The organism is Diplocloster modestus (assembly GCF_019042245.1).
Taxonomy (GTDB): Bacteria; Bacillota; Clostridia; order Lachnospirales; family Lachnospiraceae; genus Diplocloster; species Diplocloster modestus.
The window spans coordinates 137,414-153,975 of sequence record NZ_JAHQCX010000013.1; the positions used below are offsets into that span (position 1 = coordinate 137,414).

13 protein-coding genes are annotated in these 16,562 nt (G+C 47.4%); 1 reads left to right on the forward strand and 12 read right to left on the reverse strand.

The window, feature by feature from the left end; translation table 11 throughout:
* The 6 genes from KTH90_RS17445 to KTH90_RS17470 form a co-directional block, all read right to left on the reverse strand.
* Positions 1-1,800: a cache domain-containing sensor histidine kinase gene (locus KTH90_RS17445; RefSeq protein WP_158355702.1), complete on the reverse strand. Its 1,800-nt coding sequence runs from the start codon at positions 1,798-1,800 to the stop codon at positions 1-3.
* Positions 1,801-1,865: 65 nt separating this feature from the next.
* Positions 1,866-2,624 carry an SDR family NAD(P)-dependent oxidoreductase gene (locus KTH90_RS17450; protein WP_158355701.1) on the reverse strand — a complete coding sequence of 253 codons (759 nt, stop codon included), beginning with the start codon at positions 2,622-2,624 and terminating at the stop codon, positions 1,866-1,868.
* Positions 2,621-4,879 carry a glycosyl hydrolase family 28 protein gene (locus tag KTH90_RS17455; RefSeq protein ID WP_238727136.1) on the reverse strand — a complete coding sequence of 753 codons (2,259 nt, stop codon included), beginning with the start codon at positions 4,877-4,879 and terminating at the stop codon, positions 2,621-2,623. The genes KTH90_RS17450 and KTH90_RS17455 overlap by 4 nt, the downstream gene beginning before the upstream one ends.
* Positions 4,879-5,754 carry an SMP-30/gluconolactonase/LRE family protein gene (locus KTH90_RS17460; protein ID WP_238727137.1) on the reverse strand — a complete coding sequence of 292 codons (876 nt, stop codon included), beginning with the start codon at positions 5,752-5,754 and terminating at the stop codon, positions 4,879-4,881. The genes KTH90_RS17455 and KTH90_RS17460 overlap by 1 nt, the downstream gene beginning before the upstream one ends.
* Positions 5,747-6,664, reverse strand: a complete 918-nt coding sequence (locus KTH90_RS17465; protein WP_158355698.1) for a dihydrodipicolinate synthase family protein — start codon at positions 6,662-6,664, stop codon at positions 5,747-5,749. The genes KTH90_RS17460 and KTH90_RS17465 overlap by 8 nt, the downstream gene beginning before the upstream one ends.
* A gap of 22 nt (positions 6,665-6,686) precedes the next feature.
* A complete protein-coding gene (locus tag KTH90_RS17470; protein WP_238727138.1) occupies positions 6,687-8,369 on the reverse strand; it encodes a dihydroxy-acid dehydratase in 1,683 nt (560 codons plus the stop codon).
* Positions 8,370-8,564: 195 nt separating this feature from the next.
* On the opposite strand from KTH90_RS17470, the gene KTH90_RS17475 reads away from it, so the two are divergent.
* Entirely contained in the window at positions 8,565-9,371 is an 807-nt protein-coding gene (locus KTH90_RS17475; RefSeq protein ID WP_238727139.1) for a helix-turn-helix domain-containing protein, read from the forward strand.
* Positions 9,372-9,401: 30 nt separating this feature from the next.
* On the opposite strand, the gene KTH90_RS17480 is transcribed toward KTH90_RS17475, so the two are convergent.
* From KTH90_RS17480 to KTH90_RS17505, 6 genes are all read right to left on the reverse strand, one after another.
* Complete coding sequence (locus KTH90_RS17480; protein WP_238727140.1) at positions 9,402-10,283, reverse strand: NAD(P)-dependent oxidoreductase; 882 nt, start codon at positions 10,281-10,283, stop codon at positions 9,402-9,404.
* Between the two features lie 170 nt (positions 10,284-10,453).
* Positions 10,454-11,410: an ABC transporter permease gene (locus KTH90_RS17485; RefSeq protein WP_158355694.1), complete on the reverse strand. Its 957-nt coding sequence runs from the start codon at positions 11,408-11,410 to the stop codon at positions 10,454-10,456.
* Positions 11,403-12,392: an ABC transporter permease gene (locus KTH90_RS17490; protein WP_158355693.1), complete on the reverse strand. Its 990-nt coding sequence runs from the start codon at positions 12,390-12,392 to the stop codon at positions 11,403-11,405. Before KTH90_RS17490 ends, KTH90_RS17485 begins: the two co-directional genes overlap by 8 nt.
* Complete coding sequence (locus KTH90_RS17495) at positions 12,379-13,965, reverse strand: sugar ABC transporter ATP-binding protein (RefSeq protein WP_158355692.1); 1,587 nt, start codon at positions 13,963-13,965, stop codon at positions 12,379-12,381. Before KTH90_RS17495 ends, KTH90_RS17490 begins: the two co-directional genes overlap by 14 nt.
* A 43-nt stretch (positions 13,966-14,008) precedes the next feature.
* Positions 14,009-15,079: a sugar ABC transporter substrate-binding protein gene (locus KTH90_RS17500; protein WP_158355691.1), complete on the reverse strand. Its 1,071-nt coding sequence runs from the start codon at positions 15,077-15,079 to the stop codon at positions 14,009-14,011.
* A gap of 116 nt (positions 15,080-15,195) precedes the next feature.
* The gene (locus KTH90_RS17505) at positions 15,196-16,251 is read right to left on the reverse strand and encodes a zinc-dependent alcohol dehydrogenase (protein ID WP_158355690.1); all 1,056 of its coding nucleotides are present in this window, start codon (positions 16,249-16,251) and stop codon (positions 15,196-15,198) included.
* Positions 16,252-16,562: the final 311 nt, after the last annotated feature.

The following is a 16,562-nucleotide window of genomic DNA, read 5'->3' on the forward strand; positions in this document are numbered from 1 at the left end:
TTAAGCCTCCTCTGTCTGTAGTATTTTGGGAATATGGATACATACCTGCGTGTATTCCTCTTCCTTGCTCTCAATCCGAAATCCGCAATTTTTCCCGTAAAAAAACTTCAGCCGCATATACACATTCCTCAGGCCATAGCTCTTTGTATTTTTATCCAGATCCTGCAAAATTTGTCCAAGCTCTCCCGCAGGTATCCCTACCCCATTATCATGAATTCTGATGCACATCCACTCCTGCTCTTCGTAACCTGTCACCGTGATCACACCCTTATGCCCGCATGGTTTTAGACCATGATATATAGCATTCTCAACCAGCGGCTGCATAAAAAGCTTTGGTACTTTGTAAGCACAAAGACCCGGGTCCATTTCCATGCGGAAATCTATATATTCCGTATAACGCAGCTTTTGAAGGCTCAGATAATTCTCAATGATCGTCATCTCTTCTCCCAGGGTTATGATCTCATTACCGTTGCTCAAGGACATTCGGTAAAATCCGGACAGATGTTGTACGCTTAGCAGCGCATACTCTTTCATATCCAGTTTTATAAAGGATCCTATCATCTCCATGGTATTATACAGAAAATGCGGTTTTATTTGGGACTGCAGTAAATTCAGTTCCAGCTGCCTTTTTAACTGCTGTTCCTGGCAGATCTGCCTGACAGAGGCATCCAGCTTATCCATCAAATCGTTAAAAGCCGTAATCAGTATCTGAATCTCTCCAGTGGCGTTAACATTGGCCCTGAGATCCATATGACGATCATCGATCTGATCAATGGTATGCAGCAGGGTATAAATCGGTTTCGTAACCGTAATGGATATCCAGCGAGAGAGGATAAAGACCGAAAAAACAACGAACAAGAAAACGAAACCCACGAAAAAAATGATCCTATGCTCCTCAAGCACAAGCTCATTCATCGCGTGGACGCTGATGATTCTCCATCCGTTTTTCTCATAGGTATCCATCATATATAAAACCGGAATTCTCTGCTCCTGAATAATCGTGCTTCCCTTTTCTTCCAGCTCCCGGAATTTTTTTTCGCTCAGTCCCAATACTGTATGAATATTCTGATACAGGTTCTCTTTGTCCTGTGAAGAAATGATCTGATTGCCCGTGTTGACAATATAAAAATCTTCCGCCTCTCCCGGGACATTCTCCATATAGGCATCGGAAAAATTAGTCTCATTTATAAAAAAGGACACAACCCCCAATGCCTGTCCCGAATTTTTTTCCCGGATTAATTTTGAAACGGAAAATACATTTTGCCTGGTGTGATAATAATCACTGAACGTAAGCGGCGCCAAATCCACCCACACCGGCACCTGCCGCTCATAGGCAGCTTCAAGATGTATGCTGCTTAAAATATCGTATACCGCTTCCGGATTGATATCATAGCCGGAATAGACGATCTTTCCTTCCACGCTGACCGCCATCCCGGAAATCTGTGTGGTCGGCGTTATCACATTACTGCCTATTTCCGCCAGTTCTCTGAAAATACTATAATTCACTACCAACTTATCTTTTTCCGATTCGGCATTCACATACTCAGAAAGCTTTTCCTGCATTCGATAGTCCGATGCGATAATCCGGGAATAATCCTCAATGGCCCTAATCGTCGTATCAATATTCTTCTCAATCAGCCCCAATGCTTTTATATAGTAATCCCTGGACATGGAAAGCATAGATTTTCTTACGGACACACTGCAGATCCCTGCAAAAATCACCAGGATCATCAGAGCGAGTAACGTGGTCAGAAAAAATATTTTATTTTTTAGTGAAATATACTGCCATCTCTTTTTCATCAGACAGCCCCCTTCCGGACCGGGGGCGTTTTCTCTGCATTCTTTTGCCTGTAAACCGCTATCTTTTACTCATATGTTTCCGGCTTATCTGACAGCAGAACAGCTCCCCCATCCATAATTAACGTTGCTCCTGTTATTGACTGTGCCGCTTCGGAGGAAAGGAATACCGCGGCTTCTCCGATTTCTTCAGGATGGCACCATCTCTTCAGAGGAATTTTATAATAGGTACTCTCTTTATCACCCAGTCTAGCGGCCCCGGTATCTGTCCAGCCAGGCGCTATGGTATTGACCCTGATCTTATACCGGGCCAATTCCATTGCAGCATGTTCCGTCAGTTTTGTCAATGCCGCTTTCATAATCCCATAGGCGGATGCCTGCGGGAAATGCGCTTTATGATTGTTGGAGGATATCACCACGATACTCCCGGGTATTCCTGCCTGTATCATCCAGTTTGCAGCGTGCTGGATGCAGAAAAAAGCTCCTTTCAAATCCAGACGATACAGAGCATCTATCATTTCCTCCGAAGTTTCCAGAAACCTGCTTTTCTTTGTAATTCCCGAATTATTCACAAACACATCCAGATGATCAAAGTATGTTCTGCTCTCCCGGAAAAGCTGTTTGATTCCTGATATTTCCGACAGATCCGCTCTTACCGCAAAGGCCTGCCTCCCCATTTTCCTGATATCCTGGCATGTTTGTATCGCGCCCGGTTCATTGGAGTAATAACTGATCACTATATCATAACCATTTTTTGCCAGTGCAATAGCAATCGCTTTTCCTATCCCGGTACCCGCACCGGTAACCATTGCAGTTCCTCCACTCATAATCCGGCCTCCCTTTCCGCCTGTATCATCCGCACATGAGCAAACATATGGGCATCGTTTTGCGGGTTCACCGAATGGAACAAAGTAAATGGATACCTGTATTTTGTAGTATCATCCGTATCCGCCTGTAACTCCATCCAAAAATGTTCCGTTTTATCCGGCAGACCCAAATCCGAAAATGAGATTCGCCCTATTCCGGACTCCACCTTTTTAAATTTATTTTGTACTATTTTTTTTACCTTCGGCTCGTTCTCAAATACATATGTAATCTCCTGCGGATTCCCGATCTGGGGCGCCAGTTCCGGTCCGTCCTCTCCCTGAATCACCGCTTGTGCCTCACCAAAATCGGTTTCTTCCACAGAAAATAATATCTCCTGCTGCTTTACGGGAACCGGCAGCGCAGTATATAGGGTCATATCCGCAGAACGAAGCAGCTTTGACTTTATAACCAGATGATTCTGACAGATACCGATCTGCACCGGTTCACTCCGGTTTCCATAATAATTATAGATTTCATAGCTGGGCATCTCATCTATATTTTCCGTTTCTGACAGAGGAAGGGCAAGGACCAGATATTTCCAATCGCTGACAAATCCAGGTTCCCGTGCCTGCGCCTTCAGAAAATATTTTCCCGGCATCAGCTCTATGTCAAATCCTTTGCGCAAGCTTTCACCCGGAGACAGATGATAGCGGATCCTCTCCTGCTTCCTTACGCTGTTGGCCGGAGAGACCTGAAGCCACGTTTCCCCTTCCGCGGTTTCTTTCGAAACATTTTTAAGTGTCATCTCCACATGTCCTTCGTATCTTCCCCCTTTTCCCGGCAGACTGCCGTCGGCGGATTCCCATAGAAACGGGGAAATCTTAAGTTTTGCCTCCACATGGCTGACCCGCTTAACTTCTTCGGGTGCGGCATTTAAGATCACTTTCACGTTCTCAACGAACTTTGTGCAATTGATATCACATTCCTTTAGATTTACCGCATATTTTCCCAACAGCCTTATATTCTCAAAAACAATATTGCTGACCTGGTGATCTCTATCGAATCCTTCAATTCTTGACGGTCCCGGCAGCATGGAAAGGCCCGGCTTTCCAATCAGATCTATATTTTTAAAATAGATATCCCTGATGTGCCCTTTTCTCCTATCGGTACTCCATACCGAATCCGTCATTCGGATATCAAACAGCTGAGCGCAAGGAATATCCTCAACCCGGATATTCTGGAATGTGATATCCGATACTTCAGCCCGGTCGCCGTGATGGATTCCCATAACCGGATATCCCGTAGTTGAATGAATCACGTCCACGTCTTCAAAAACAACATTATGAACCCGGTCTGACCTGAGTGATACTCCGATCTCCATAGGCCTTGCCGTATCATTCCACAATACGCAGTTTTTAAAGCGGATATGCTCCACATCCCCCAGCTTTTCAAAGGCTTCGTCCATCTTTGACGTCGAATTCGGGAATACAACATGAATATTCTTTTTGTCTGAATCATCCATTCCTTTTACAACCAGTCCGTCATCCCAGACCCTTGCAAAAAAATTCTCTACCGTTACGTCTCTTGACCCGCAGATATCACAGCCGTCTGTGTTTAGCCGTTGACCGATTACTTTTACATGGTCTATGTTCACCCTGTCGCATCCAAACACCCTCATGCACCAGAATCTTCCGTCCACCAATGTCACATCCTGCACCGTCACATCCTGGCATCCCAGGAAATCCATCCCGATCCGGTATTCATCTGATTCATATTTTTCACCGCTGATGATCCCATTTCCACATACCAGCAAGTCCGTACAATTATTGAATTCGAACTTACCATGTACATAGGCCCCTTCCTCAAATATTACCGCCACATGGTTCCCACGGATAACCTTTTTGCCCACTTCATGGATTCCCCTTGGATAGCGCAGTACCTTCTGATATACACTGAGGTCGTAACCCCGGGACTTCGGCGTTGTAAAAATCAACAGGTTATTATCCGCGCATTCGTTTATCTCTACTGACAGATTCAAAGGTCTGTCCAGAGTAAAAATAATCTCATGTTCCGTAAAAGCAAACTCTATTCCCGCGCTGATCGGACGGATACAAACCTCCCGGATCACTTTTTCTGACAAAATCCGTACCGTTATCCTTCCCTTTATAGAAAAAATGGTATATTCCTGGGGTATGCGTTCATTGTAAGGGGCTGGATATACATTTGTTTCATAGATGGGTATTTCTTTTTGTTCCGCAAATACCGTATAGTTCATCATTTACCTCCAGTGCAGCCGCATTTACTGCGGCCTGTTACGCGATAAGCCCTGCGCCCGCATATGCCGGGTATGACGGTAAATATACTGCCACCCTTATCTCGTCCTTTATCCGCCTCATTATTTCCCTGCATTTTTTCCTGCTGTACACGAGCACTGGTTACGATCAGTTCCTGCATATTCTTCCCTCCAAACACCGGACAGGTTATATTGCGCGCCGGGAACTGCCAGATCCTCATGACTTTCCCCTCTTCCGGATGAATACGCCATACCTGCCCAATTCCCCATACAGCCAGCCAGATCATACCCTGCACATCAACACAAAGTCCGTCGGGCCTGCCTCTGCCGCTGTCAACTCTGAGAATCAATTTTTTATACCTCATCTCGGGAAAATAGTATGCACTGACAGTCCCCGACGCCGTATCACAATAATACATTGTTTTCTCATCCAATGACCAATCCAGGCCATTGGATACCCCCACGTTTTGAATGACGGGCTTCAATTCCCCTTCCATCCGATAGAGGAATCCTTTTCTTTCCCCGCTTATGGTTCCCACGTATAATTTCCCATCCGGTCCCGCTTTTCCATCGTTAAAACGCTTTCCAGATGCCGGATCCCGACTGCAGTGCCGTATCAGCTTTTCATCATAAATACCGTCTTCTAAACCATACAAGAGTGTATTTTTATCTGTCAGAACAAGGCAGCCCGGTATTTTGGGCAATGGGGTGCTGTACAATTCCTTCGTGCTCCAGTCGATCCGGCAGGATCTCTTTCCCGTTATATCGATAAAATATAAACAATTTTCCTCATAGGACCATACAGGACTCTCTCCCAGCTGTATATCAGGACATGGAATACACATTATATCACTCATATCCATTCCACATGTATTCTTCCGCCATCTGATTATAGAAATGTCCGAACAGCTTATCATAATATGGATCGGACACAAATGTCGGGTGTCTGCAATAGTCTGATTTTATGATGCCCCTTAGCCTTAGAATCCGCTTCTCAAAGGCAACGATCTGTTCTTCATTCTGCCGTATATGATTCAGTATACCTAGCAGACGTCCGTGCCGTTGGATGGCCTGTTCCCTGTTACCCTGCCTATACTCCTGATAAATTTTCAGATAAACATCATACATCGAACATCCTGGCATACAGCCCACCGCCCCCCGATCAATTGCCTCTATCAGCTGAAATCCCGCATTTCCCACGAAGACACCCGCACGTCCCTTCGTCTTTTCCAGCATCCTGGTAATGTAGGCCCCCGGCGGCTTGCACTCTATTTTAAAATATTTTATATTTGTACACTCGTCAGCCAGTTTCACAAATGTCTCTACCGGAATTGTAACCCCCGTCTGTGCAGGTGCATATTGGACCATAATCGGAATATCCACAGCTTCCGCTACGGCTTTTATGTGATCATACAGGGCCTGCTCACCTGGTTTCAGGAAAAAGGGGGGCAGAAGCATCAGACAGTCTGCACCGAGCTGCTCATATCTCACTGCTGTCTTTATGGCTGCCTCGGTCGCATGATCGGTCACGGACAGTATAGCGGCCCCGTTATGTTCCCTGCATACCTGAGTCGTAATCCCGGCCATGTTCTGCCGTTCTTCATCCGTCAATTTGTAATACTCCCCTGCGATGCCAAACAGAGTCACTCCATGGCACCCTCCCAGAATTAAGGTCCGTACCAGGTTTTTCAAGCTCTCAATGTCCACTTCCCCCATAGGTGTAAAGGGTGTGGCAATGATTGGACAAATCCCTTTGATTTCTTTCATAGTTTTTTCAACCGTCTCCTCTTTACATATAATCCATATCACATCCTTCGTTGGCCTGAAGAACGTGATCTATAAAGTTACGCAGAAAGCCTCTCTCTATGTCCGGATGCTGCTTTTGTGAAATTTTTTGCAATCTCTGCTGCAATACATGATCGGGTACTTCAAGCTCCAACCGATTCCGGTCCACATCCAGAACAATCATATCGCCATCTTCCACTGCTGCCAGAGGTCCGCCCAAAGCGGCTTCCGGGGCCACATGCAATACGACTGTGCCGAACGCTCCCCCGCTCATTCGCGCGTCCGTAATCCGTACATAATCTCTGATCCCTATGCGGGAAAGTTTTGGCGGAATCGGCAGATAGTTACCGAATTCAGGCATCCCCGGCGCCCCTTTTGGCCCATATCCCCGGAGTATGATTACTTTATTCTCGTCCATATCCGAATCATCATCCAGAAGGTAAGCCTCGCATTCTTCCAGAGAATCAAAAACCCTCGCTTCGCCCCGGTGCTTCAGCAGGTGGCTGCTGGCCGCGCTGCGCTTGATCACAGCTCCATCAGGCGCCAGATTTCCCTTTAACACCGCGATACCTCCCCTTTCTATAACAGGTTGATCCAAAGGTCTTATCACATCCGGCAGATATGGATCATCCGCCTTCTCCAGATTTTCACCCACTGTATGTCCTGTGACCGTCATACCGTCTAAGTGGAGTCTCTCTTGCAGCTCCTTCATCAGTGCCTGAACACCGCCGGCGTCATGAAAACCAAGTCCCACCGTATTCGTCCCGTGGGGCTTTATATTTACCAGAACAGGAGTTTCCCGGCTAATACATTCGAATTCCATCAGATCCAGCGGGATACCGGCCCTCCTGGCAATAGCCTTTAGATGGATGATCAGATTTGTCGAACCACCTACCGCCATCAGTACCCGGATAGCATTCTCTATGGAATCTTTCGTTATAATATCCAGGCATCTGACATCCTTCTCAATCAGTTTCACAATCTGCCTTCCGGTCTGTTCACTGATTCTTAGTTTTTCCGAAGAAACAGCCAGACAGGAGGCGCTGTGGGGCAATGCGATCCCCAGAGCTTCCGTTAAGGTCTGACATGTATTCGCCGTGCCCATGATCGGACAGGCTCCTGCACTTCCATACAAACACCCTTCATAATTAGAAACCTCGGACAGCGTCATCTCCCCGGAGGTATATTTATTCCACAACACAAAGCTGTCGGTACCGCAGGCAAGGGTTTCCCCTTTAAATTTCCCGGGCAGCATGGCTCCGCCCGGTAAAAATATCGTTGGTTTATTGGCGGAAACAGCGGCCATCAACTGAGCCGGAACGTTCTTATCACATCCGCCAATTAAAACGACCCCGTCAAAGGGCTGACGGCAGATCAATTCTTCTGTTGTCATAGACAGCAGGTTCCGATAAATCAAACTGGAAACATCGAAAAACACCTCACATATGGACATGGTATTCATTTCCAGCGGGAAACCTCCTGCTGCCCAAACTCCCCTTTTTACCGCTTCCGACAATTGCCGGAAATGAACATGTCCCGGATTCGTCTCCGCCCATGTGTTCAGAATACCAACAATCGGCCGATCAATGTCTTCCTGTGTGTATCCCATTGATTTCAGCAGAGCATTCCGCAGCAGTGCCTGTCGGCTGCCTCGTTTTTTCCATACGGTTGAATCATTATTTCTCATAGCTGCACCTCGCACCTTCGTATCATTTTTTATGATACTTTCAGTGTAATCCATCTGTATGAAAAAACCATGTAAAAAAGATTCTGTTTTATGGATTATTGTTGTTTAATATGTTACACTGTTTATCATAGATATAAAGGATTGTTCTCAATCATCACCCCGCGTCTATATCAACAGAGAATACAGGAGTACAGAATGAATGATTATTTTGAAAACACTTTCAATTTTTCTCTTCCGCAGGAACTGAACATGTATTACTGTGGGTATCGAAAAAACACGTACAGTCACAGCTACGGACCTGCTGTGCGGGATCATTATCTGATCGGATACATTAAACACGGGAAAGGCATATTATACCAAAACGGGAAAGAACTGCCGCTTTATTCTCAGCAGCTGCTGGTTATGTTTCCTCATCAAAAAATACATTATATTGCCGACAGGCATATCCCCTGGTCCATTAAATGGATCGGTGTTTATGGAAAGCTCGTGGATTCCTATATATATTCACTCGGGATTACCCCCGCATTGCCGGTCTATCCCGTTCATGATTTCATAAAAACGGAAGAAATATTAGATGATATCATCAGACTGTCCACAAAAGATACGTTAGCTGACAAAATCTTATGCATCGGCTGCCTGCACCAATTTTTTTCCTGCATCGCCGGCCCAAAGATCACTCACCGTGAGGATTATGTAGAGCAGGCGGTAAACTTTATAAAATACAATTACGATCGTGGGATTTCCGCCTCAGATATCGCTGATTCCGTCGGCTTAGAGAGGACCTATTTTTCGAAAATATTCAAAGAAAGAACCGGAGTATCCCCCGGTCATTCCTTGCTTACCATAAGAATGGCGAAAGCCAAAGACTTATTATTACACACGCGTCTGACTCTAAAAGAAATTTCTTATTCCATCGGCTACAAAGATGTTTTTTACTTTTCAAAAGTGTTTAAAAAATATACGGGTCTGGCCCCCTCTGCGTACCGAAAAGAAGCAACTTAGTATGTTATCCCAAAGTCCCCGCCCCTATCGTCATTTATCCATTCCGCAAATCTTCTCATTCAGCAAAATCAGTCCGCTATAGTCGATCTGTCCCATATCATGGGCCCTCATAGCCGCGTAATACTGCCTGGACACAGCCGCAGCCGGCAATGCCAGCTCATACTCCCTGGCCAGTTCCATCGCAATGTTCATGTCTTTTTCCATCATCACCGAGGTGGCCATAGCGGTAAAATCCCGCTGTTTCAGCGCCTGCTCCTTAGCCTTCACGATATTTGCCGCGGCTGCGCTGTCACAGATACATTCCACCATGGTCTCCCAGTCGATTCCGGCTTTTTCCCCCATAACCAGCGATTCGGCCAGCATCTGCATCGTCGTACCGAGCATCATATTAATACAGATTTTCATAAATCTGGATTGTTCCTGATCCCCCAGATACCTCTGGCGGTTACCCAATATTTTCAGCATAGGAAGGGTTTGCTCATACACATCCCGGTCTCCGGACGCCATAATCCCAAGGGTTCCTTCGGCGGCATAGGCTACGCTTCCCGTAACCGTGGCCCGCAAAAATTTTGCTCCGGTGGGTTCGATCATTTTATTAACCTCCGCAGAGGAACCCGGATCAATGGTGCTCATATCGATCAGTATCGTACCGGGCCTGACGGTTTTTAACACCCCTTTTTCTCCGGTCATAATCTCCTTTAGAATCGTTGCGTTCGGTATCATGGAAAATATATAGTCCGCTTTGTCACACAGTTCGGAAGGATTTTCCGCAAATGCAGCTCCGTCCGCGATCAACTCCCCGGCGTTTTCTTTTATTTTATCACATACGGTAAGCTCATGTCCTGCCTCTAAAAGGCGTCTGGACATACGGCTTCCCATATTCCCTATTCCTATCCATCCTATTCTAGCCATATCGATCTCCTCCTGTCCTTTCCTTATCATTTAGTTCTTATACAGATACATCTTTTCATGATTCGTTAGCGGCTGCAGTTATTATCCGATAAAAACATGGCTTCTAACTTTTTCATTAGCGCCAGATTCGCTCCGCTTCTTTGTGTTTCAAGCCGGTAGCTGCCTTACCTCTACACGGTTTCAACGGAAATCTTCTGCATACCGCGTTCCGCCGTCACCGACAAGACGATGATCGCCCCAATCATCACCTGCTGCCATTCGCTGGGCACTCCCAGATGGATCATGCCATTGGTAAGAACCAGCATGATCAGACTTCCGATTACCGCATTGGAAACTTTTCCGGATCCGCCGGAGACAGCAGTCCCTCCTACCAGTGTGGCCGCTATGGCAGTCATCGGAAAATTTTCCCCGATAATCGGTTCCGCCGTACCCAGATTCGCGATATACAGCACAGAAGTAAACGCGATGATCAGCCCATTGAGCAAAAACGCTGTAATATAGACCCGCTTCACCCGGATTCCGCTCATCCTGGCTGCATCCTGATTCGTTCCGGTCGCATAGACTTCTCTGCCAAAAACCGTCTTAGAGAGCAGGAAAGCCATCAGAATCGCTATGACTGCCATGAGAAGCAGGAACGTATATCTGGAACTGGTGAAAATATTCCGGAACGTGGGACCGAAGTCGTAGATCTGCCTGCCGCCCAGTAATACCATCGCGATCCCCCTAAGGATCCACTGCATGGAAAACGTCACGATGAAAGTCGGCACTTCCACATAGGCCACCAGAATACCATTGATGATTCCGATCACAGCCCCCAGAACCAGGGCTGTCAAAATCGCAAGCCAGGGATTATATGTTTTGCTGAGCACGATACCCGCGGCACAGGAGATCAGGGCCACCGCAGAACCAATCGAAAGATCAAAGCCTTTTAATACGATTACCAATGTCATACAGATCGCCAGCAGGATGGTAAAGGGCGCCTGCTGTAATACAATATTGGACACATTTCCCCAGTTGCCGGGACCCCAGAAAGTTTTCGTCGCCGCTGAAAAGAATATAACCAAAAGGATCAGTACCAGAAGCCGGGAATATTTCATGAAATAATTTCTGAATTTTGCATTAGTCATACTTATATACCCTCCGAAGTACTGCTTTCTTTTTCTTTCTTCTGCTGATCACGTCCACCACAATAATCAGTAGGATGAAAGCCCCTTTGTATACCTGCTGCCAATAGTTGGAAAAGCCCATCAGCTGCAGGCCGTTGATGATCATACTCATGACCAGCGCACCTACAATGGTCCCCGCCAGCCCGCCTTTGCCGCCTTCGAAGGATGTTCCGCCGATGATCGTGGCTGCTATGGCATTCCATTCATATCCATTGGCTGCCACAGGTCCTGCTGAGTTGGTCTTTGCAACCAACAGCACACCGCCGAAGCCGGAAAGCATCCCGGCCAGCATGTAGATCAGTATCCTGGTTTTCTTTACATTGATTCCGGACTGGGATGCGCACTGCTCCGAATCGCCCACCGCGTAGATGTGCATACCAAAACGGGTTTTGTAAGTAATAAAGAGCATAATCAGTACAATCATAAGCGCTGCCCAGACAACGGTGGGAATCCCCAGGAGCTTGGAATCTGCCACATTCCGGAACGCTTTTGGGAAGCCGGATACCACGTTTCCGCCATTGATCACCTGCGCCGCTCCATATCCGATACTCATGGTGGCAAAAGTAATCAGCCAGTAATTATATTTATATTTTCCAATCAGAATACCGTTAAATAATCCGAAACACAGACCGATACCGGTTCCGATTAAAAAAGTCAGGATAATTTCGGGTATACCCGGGTTCTCAAAACGGGTGATAAAAAGCGCTCCGCCAAGGCCCGCGAAAGACATCACTCCGCCGATGGAGATATCGATCTCTTTTGACAGGATTGCCATCGTCATACCGCAGGAGATGATCAGCAGGATCGCGGTATTGCTCAATATATTCAGGATATTTTGATATTTTGTAAAGCCCTTTGCAAAGAAGATAAAGACCAGGATAATCACCAGGACTCCCCACATCAGTCCGGGGACATTTTTTAATTTCTGTTTAACCTGCTGCATGCTCTCCTCCTTTTCCGCAGTCCTGCGGCCCGGCTCCCGGTGTGGGTGACGATTGTTGTTCCACCGCTATTCCACCTTCGATTCCAAGACTTAAGATATATTCCTGCGTAAATACATTTTCCTCGTGGCTTACTTCACCCGAAATCTCCCCGTCTTTCATGACATAGACCCGGTCCGCAAGCCCCAGAAGCTCCAGCAGGTCGGAGGCGATCATAATCACGGCAGCTCCGTTCTTCGCCAGTTCATTCATGATACCGTAGATCTCCGATTTGGCGCCCACGTCTATCCCCCGGGTTGGTTCATCGAAAATAAACAGTTTACTGTTGGTGGCCAGCCATTTGGCAATGACAACCTTCTGCTGGTTTCCGCCTGACAGATTGAAAACCTTCTTTTCTATGGAAGTGGTAGCTACTTTTAATTCCTTTACGCCCTTCTCGGCTGTCTCTTTGACCACATCGTTTTTCACGATTCCATTCCTGAACTTATCAAACATACAGGCCTGGACGATATTGTCTTTGATCGACATGTTGATGAACAGGCCTTCTGTTTTACGGTCCTCGGAGATCATTGCCATCCCTTTTTGGACAGCCCGGTTGCAATTGTGATTCGACAGTTTGATTTCGTTTCCTTCCAGAAAAACCTTACCGCTCTCGGCCTGATCGAAGCCGAAGATTGCTTTCACAAGCTCCGTCCTTCCCGCTCCCACCAGTCCCGCGAAACCGACGATTTCACCCTGACAGACATGGATATCCACATTCCGGAACCGCAAACCGGTCAGCTTCTCTGTGCGCAGCATCTCTCTCCCGGGTTCATTGTACGTGCGGTTGTACACATTCTCAATGGTCCGGCCCACCATCATGGTGATCAATTCCCTCATCTCGATGTCATCCGCATCCCTGGTCCCCACATAGCATCCGTCACGCATTACCGTAATCCGGTCTCCGATCTCCATCAGCTCCTGCATCCGGTGGGAGATATAGATGATACTGGTACCCTGTGCTTTCAGCTGCCTTGTAATGCGGAACAGGTTGTCGATCTCTTTCTGGGTCAGGCTGGATGTGGGCTCATCCATGATCAGAAGTTTATTCTCGGTGGAAATGGCCTTCGCCACCTCCACCATCTGCTGCTGTGCGATACTTAAGTCCTTCACCATGGCAGTCGGTTTGATTCCTATACCAAGTCCTTCCAGCAGCTCCCTGCACTGCCGGTTCATTTCTTTATTGTCCACCATCCGAAGAGGACCTTTGACCGGTTCTCTTCCCACGAACACATTCTGCGCCACCGTGCGGTTTTGCATCATGCTCAGCTCCTGATGGATAATATTGACCCCGTGCCGCTGTGCGTCCAGAACATTTGCCGGCTTATATTCCTGTCCTTCCAGGATCATTTCACCGCCGTCGATTTTATAAAGACCGGCCATCATTTTAACCAGAGTGGATTTTCCGGCCCCGTTCTCACCTATGATAATATGTACCTCACCCTTACGGATATCCATGGATACATCATTTACCGCGACAACCCCCGGAAATTCTTTGCGAATATTCTTCATTTCCAGTAATATCTCATTTTGCATACTTTCCTCCAGCGGCGCTAAAGCGGCGCCATAAATTCATCTATTACTGAATTCCGTATTTTGCTTTATATTCACTCAGGTTATCCTCGTTTACGATGACCGCATCCTGCATTCTCTCTTTTTCCATGGTTACGCCTTTAAAATAATCCATGGCTGCCACGGCTGCCTGTTCACCCATCTTCCAGGATACATCGTCCGCGGTAAACGCGATTTTCCCATCTGCGATGGCCTGTACCAACTCTTCGGAACAGTTCAGTGCACAGATCCTGATTCCATCCCTGCCGGCCTGGCGAACCGCTTCCGCAGCGCCCAAAGCCATCTCTCCGTTGGAAGCAAAGATCGCGTCCACTTCAGGATATTTCTGCAGCAAGTTCTGGGTTACCGTCAGAGCTTCCTGGCGCTGGTAATTAGCAGGCTGGCTGTCCAGTACCGTGATACCGCTGTTTTTGGCAAATACGTCATCGGCGCCGGCTTTGATATCCGTACTGGTCTGGGAACCTGTCGTTCCTTCCAGAATAAGCACGCTGCCTTTTCCATCCAGCAGTTCTACTAAAGCTTGTGCAGCGCTGGTGGCAATATCATAATACTCCACTCCAACAAAAGTAACATATTCCAAGCCTTCTCCGGTAATCTTAGTCGCCAGGTTAATAATCGGGACCCCTGCTTCATTGATCTTCTCGATCGCCGGGGTAATTCCCTCAGAATCTGCAGGCGCCAGAAGATAAACATCCGGCGGGTCTAAAAGAGACTGTTCCAGCAGCTGAATCTGTTCTTCATTGCTGTCCGCGGTTACCGGACAGAGAGTTTCCATGGTCCAGCCATATTCTTCACATTTTTCTTTGGCAGCGGCCTCCAGTTCCGTCCAGTAGCTGCTGCTTAATTTCTTAACCAACAGCACGGCACGCTTTCCGACCAGGTCCTGGTCAGTCTCACCTTCTGCCGCAGAGGTCTGTGCAGCGGTTTCTTCCGGGGCTGCTGCTTCCTTAGTGGCCTCCGGCGCTGCGCTGGCGGCCGCCGGCTCGGCACTATCGTCCGCTTTACCGCATCCCGCCAGGATCATGGTCATAACTACAGCTACCGCTGCTGCCGCACTTCGAATGTTTTTCTTCATCATTTCAAATCCTCCTTCATTTTTACCTTATATAGTAACTGCTGATATTCCCTTACGGGAACTACCCTCTCTAAATGCTGAGCTGCCTTTTGCAAAGAGAACGCCGGAACCTATGTTTTTTACGGATGTATCACTACCTTCATTGCCCCATCCATACGGTTTTCAAAGATCTCGATTGCATGCCGGATCTCTTCCAAATCAAAGGTATGCGTAATCAAGTGTTTTGTATCGATCTTGCCCTGCTCCAAAAGCCGCAAAACTTCCTTTGACACATTGGGATTTGCCCTGGAACCATTCACCCGGATCTGATCACAGACGATGTCATTCACCGGAACATAGATATCTTTTTCTTTTGTCAGCGCGATCAGCGAAACTCTTCCGTTTTTCCTGACGCTTTTTATGGCATTATGTACCGATGTCTGTGTGCCGGCCGCCTCAATCGCCGCGTCCGCTCCCCGTCCGTTCGTGATTTTACGCACTTCTTCCACCGGATCACATGCTTCATAATTTACCACAAAATCCGCACCGCTTTTCTTAGCGATCTCAAGCCGGTGTCCTCTGCCGACCATGATCGCAGCCGCGCCTTTTGTCCTGGCGATCTGCATGGCCAGGTTTCCGATCGGGCCCGGTCCATAGATCACTACCGTCTCACAGGACGCCACATTGGCCATGCGCAGACTCTGGAGTGCCACACCTCCGGTATCACACATGGTAGCTTCATCAAAGCTGACCTTATCCGGCATCACTTCACAGGATTTTTCCGTAAATACTCCATATTCCGCGTAAGCCCCATTCGAGGTGAATCCATAGTGCCGGTGACCGCTTTCGTTCTTTCCATAATTGAGACACAAAGTATAAAACCCCTGCCTGCAATTTTCACAGATCCCGCACCCGCTGTGTGCTTCGCCTGCCACCCGGTCCCCAACCTTCAGATTCGCAACCCCCTCACCCAGTTCCACTACTTCTCCGGCCCATTCATGTCCGAAAATAAAAGGATACGCCGGCGGCCAGCCTCTTTCCACATATTTTCCGTGGAATAATCCCGGATCAGAACCGCAGATCGCTACCGAACGCACTCTGCACAGTACCTCTCCATATCCCGGCCGCGGAATATCCATCATCTCGATTGAATATTCATTGGCGCCCCTGGCAACGACCGCCCTCATCTTACCCATTGTTCTTACCTCCTTCTATATCATCTCACTCGTTAAATCTTCTGCCTGTCTGACAGGCCTACTCCATGCATCTGTGTCTACAATTAATATTTCATTGGTATTCCACTGGTATTCCATGTGTGTATCTTAGCATAACCACCTTGAACTATCAAGACATTTTTTCTATTTCACATCATTTTGTCTGTTTTATATTATTTTGTGGGTGTTTTTTTGTGTAGTTTTTATAAATAGGGGGCAGGGATGAAGGGAAGCGGCGTATCCTGGGGAACCGGGCGGCAACTCCTGGGGGGCCAAATCACTTCGGCCGGGCC

Coding starts and splice junctions, on each gene's coding strand:
- KTH90_RS17445 (WP_158355702.1), bottom strand. CDS start 1,800: ATGAAAAAGAGATGGCAGTATATTTCACTAAAAAATAAAATATTTTTT.
- KTH90_RS17450 (WP_158355701.1), bottom strand. CDS start 2,624: ATGAGTGGAGGAACTGCAATGGTTACCGGTGCGGGTACCGGGATAGGA.
- KTH90_RS17455 (WP_238727136.1), bottom strand. CDS start 4,879: ATGAACTATACGGTATTTGCGGAACAAAAAGAAATACCCATCTATGAA.
- KTH90_RS17460 (WP_238727137.1), bottom strand. CDS start 5,754: ATGAGTGATATAATGTGTATTCCATGTCCTGATATACAGCTGGGAGAG.
- KTH90_RS17465 (WP_158355698.1), bottom strand. CDS start 6,664: ATGAAAGAAATCAAAGGGATTTGTCCAATCATTGCCACACCCTTTACA.
- KTH90_RS17470 (WP_238727138.1), bottom strand. CDS start 8,369: ATGAGAAATAATGATTCAACCGTATGGAAAAAACGAGGCAGCCGACAG.
- KTH90_RS17475 (WP_238727139.1), top strand. CDS start 8,565: ATGAATGATTATTTTGAAAACACTTTCAATTTTTCTCTTCCGCAGGAA.
- KTH90_RS17480 (WP_238727140.1), bottom strand. CDS start 10,283: ATGGCTAGAATAGGATGGATAGGAATAGGGAATATGGGAAGCCGTATG.
- KTH90_RS17485 (WP_158355694.1), bottom strand. CDS start 11,410: ATGACTAATGCAAAATTCAGAAATTATTTCATGAAATATTCCCGGCTT.
- KTH90_RS17490 (WP_158355693.1), bottom strand. CDS start 12,392: ATGCAGCAGGTTAAACAGAAATTAAAAAATGTCCCCGGACTGATGTGG.
- KTH90_RS17495 (WP_158355692.1), bottom strand. CDS start 13,965: ATGCAAAATGAGATATTACTGGAAATGAAGAATATTCGCAAAGAATTT.
- KTH90_RS17500 (WP_158355691.1), bottom strand. CDS start 15,079: ATGATGAAGAAAAACATTCGAAGTGCGGCAGCAGCGGTAGCTGTAGTT.
- KTH90_RS17505 (WP_158355690.1), bottom strand. CDS start 16,251: ATGGGTAAGATGAGGGCGGTCGTTGCCAGGGGCGCCAATGAATATTCA.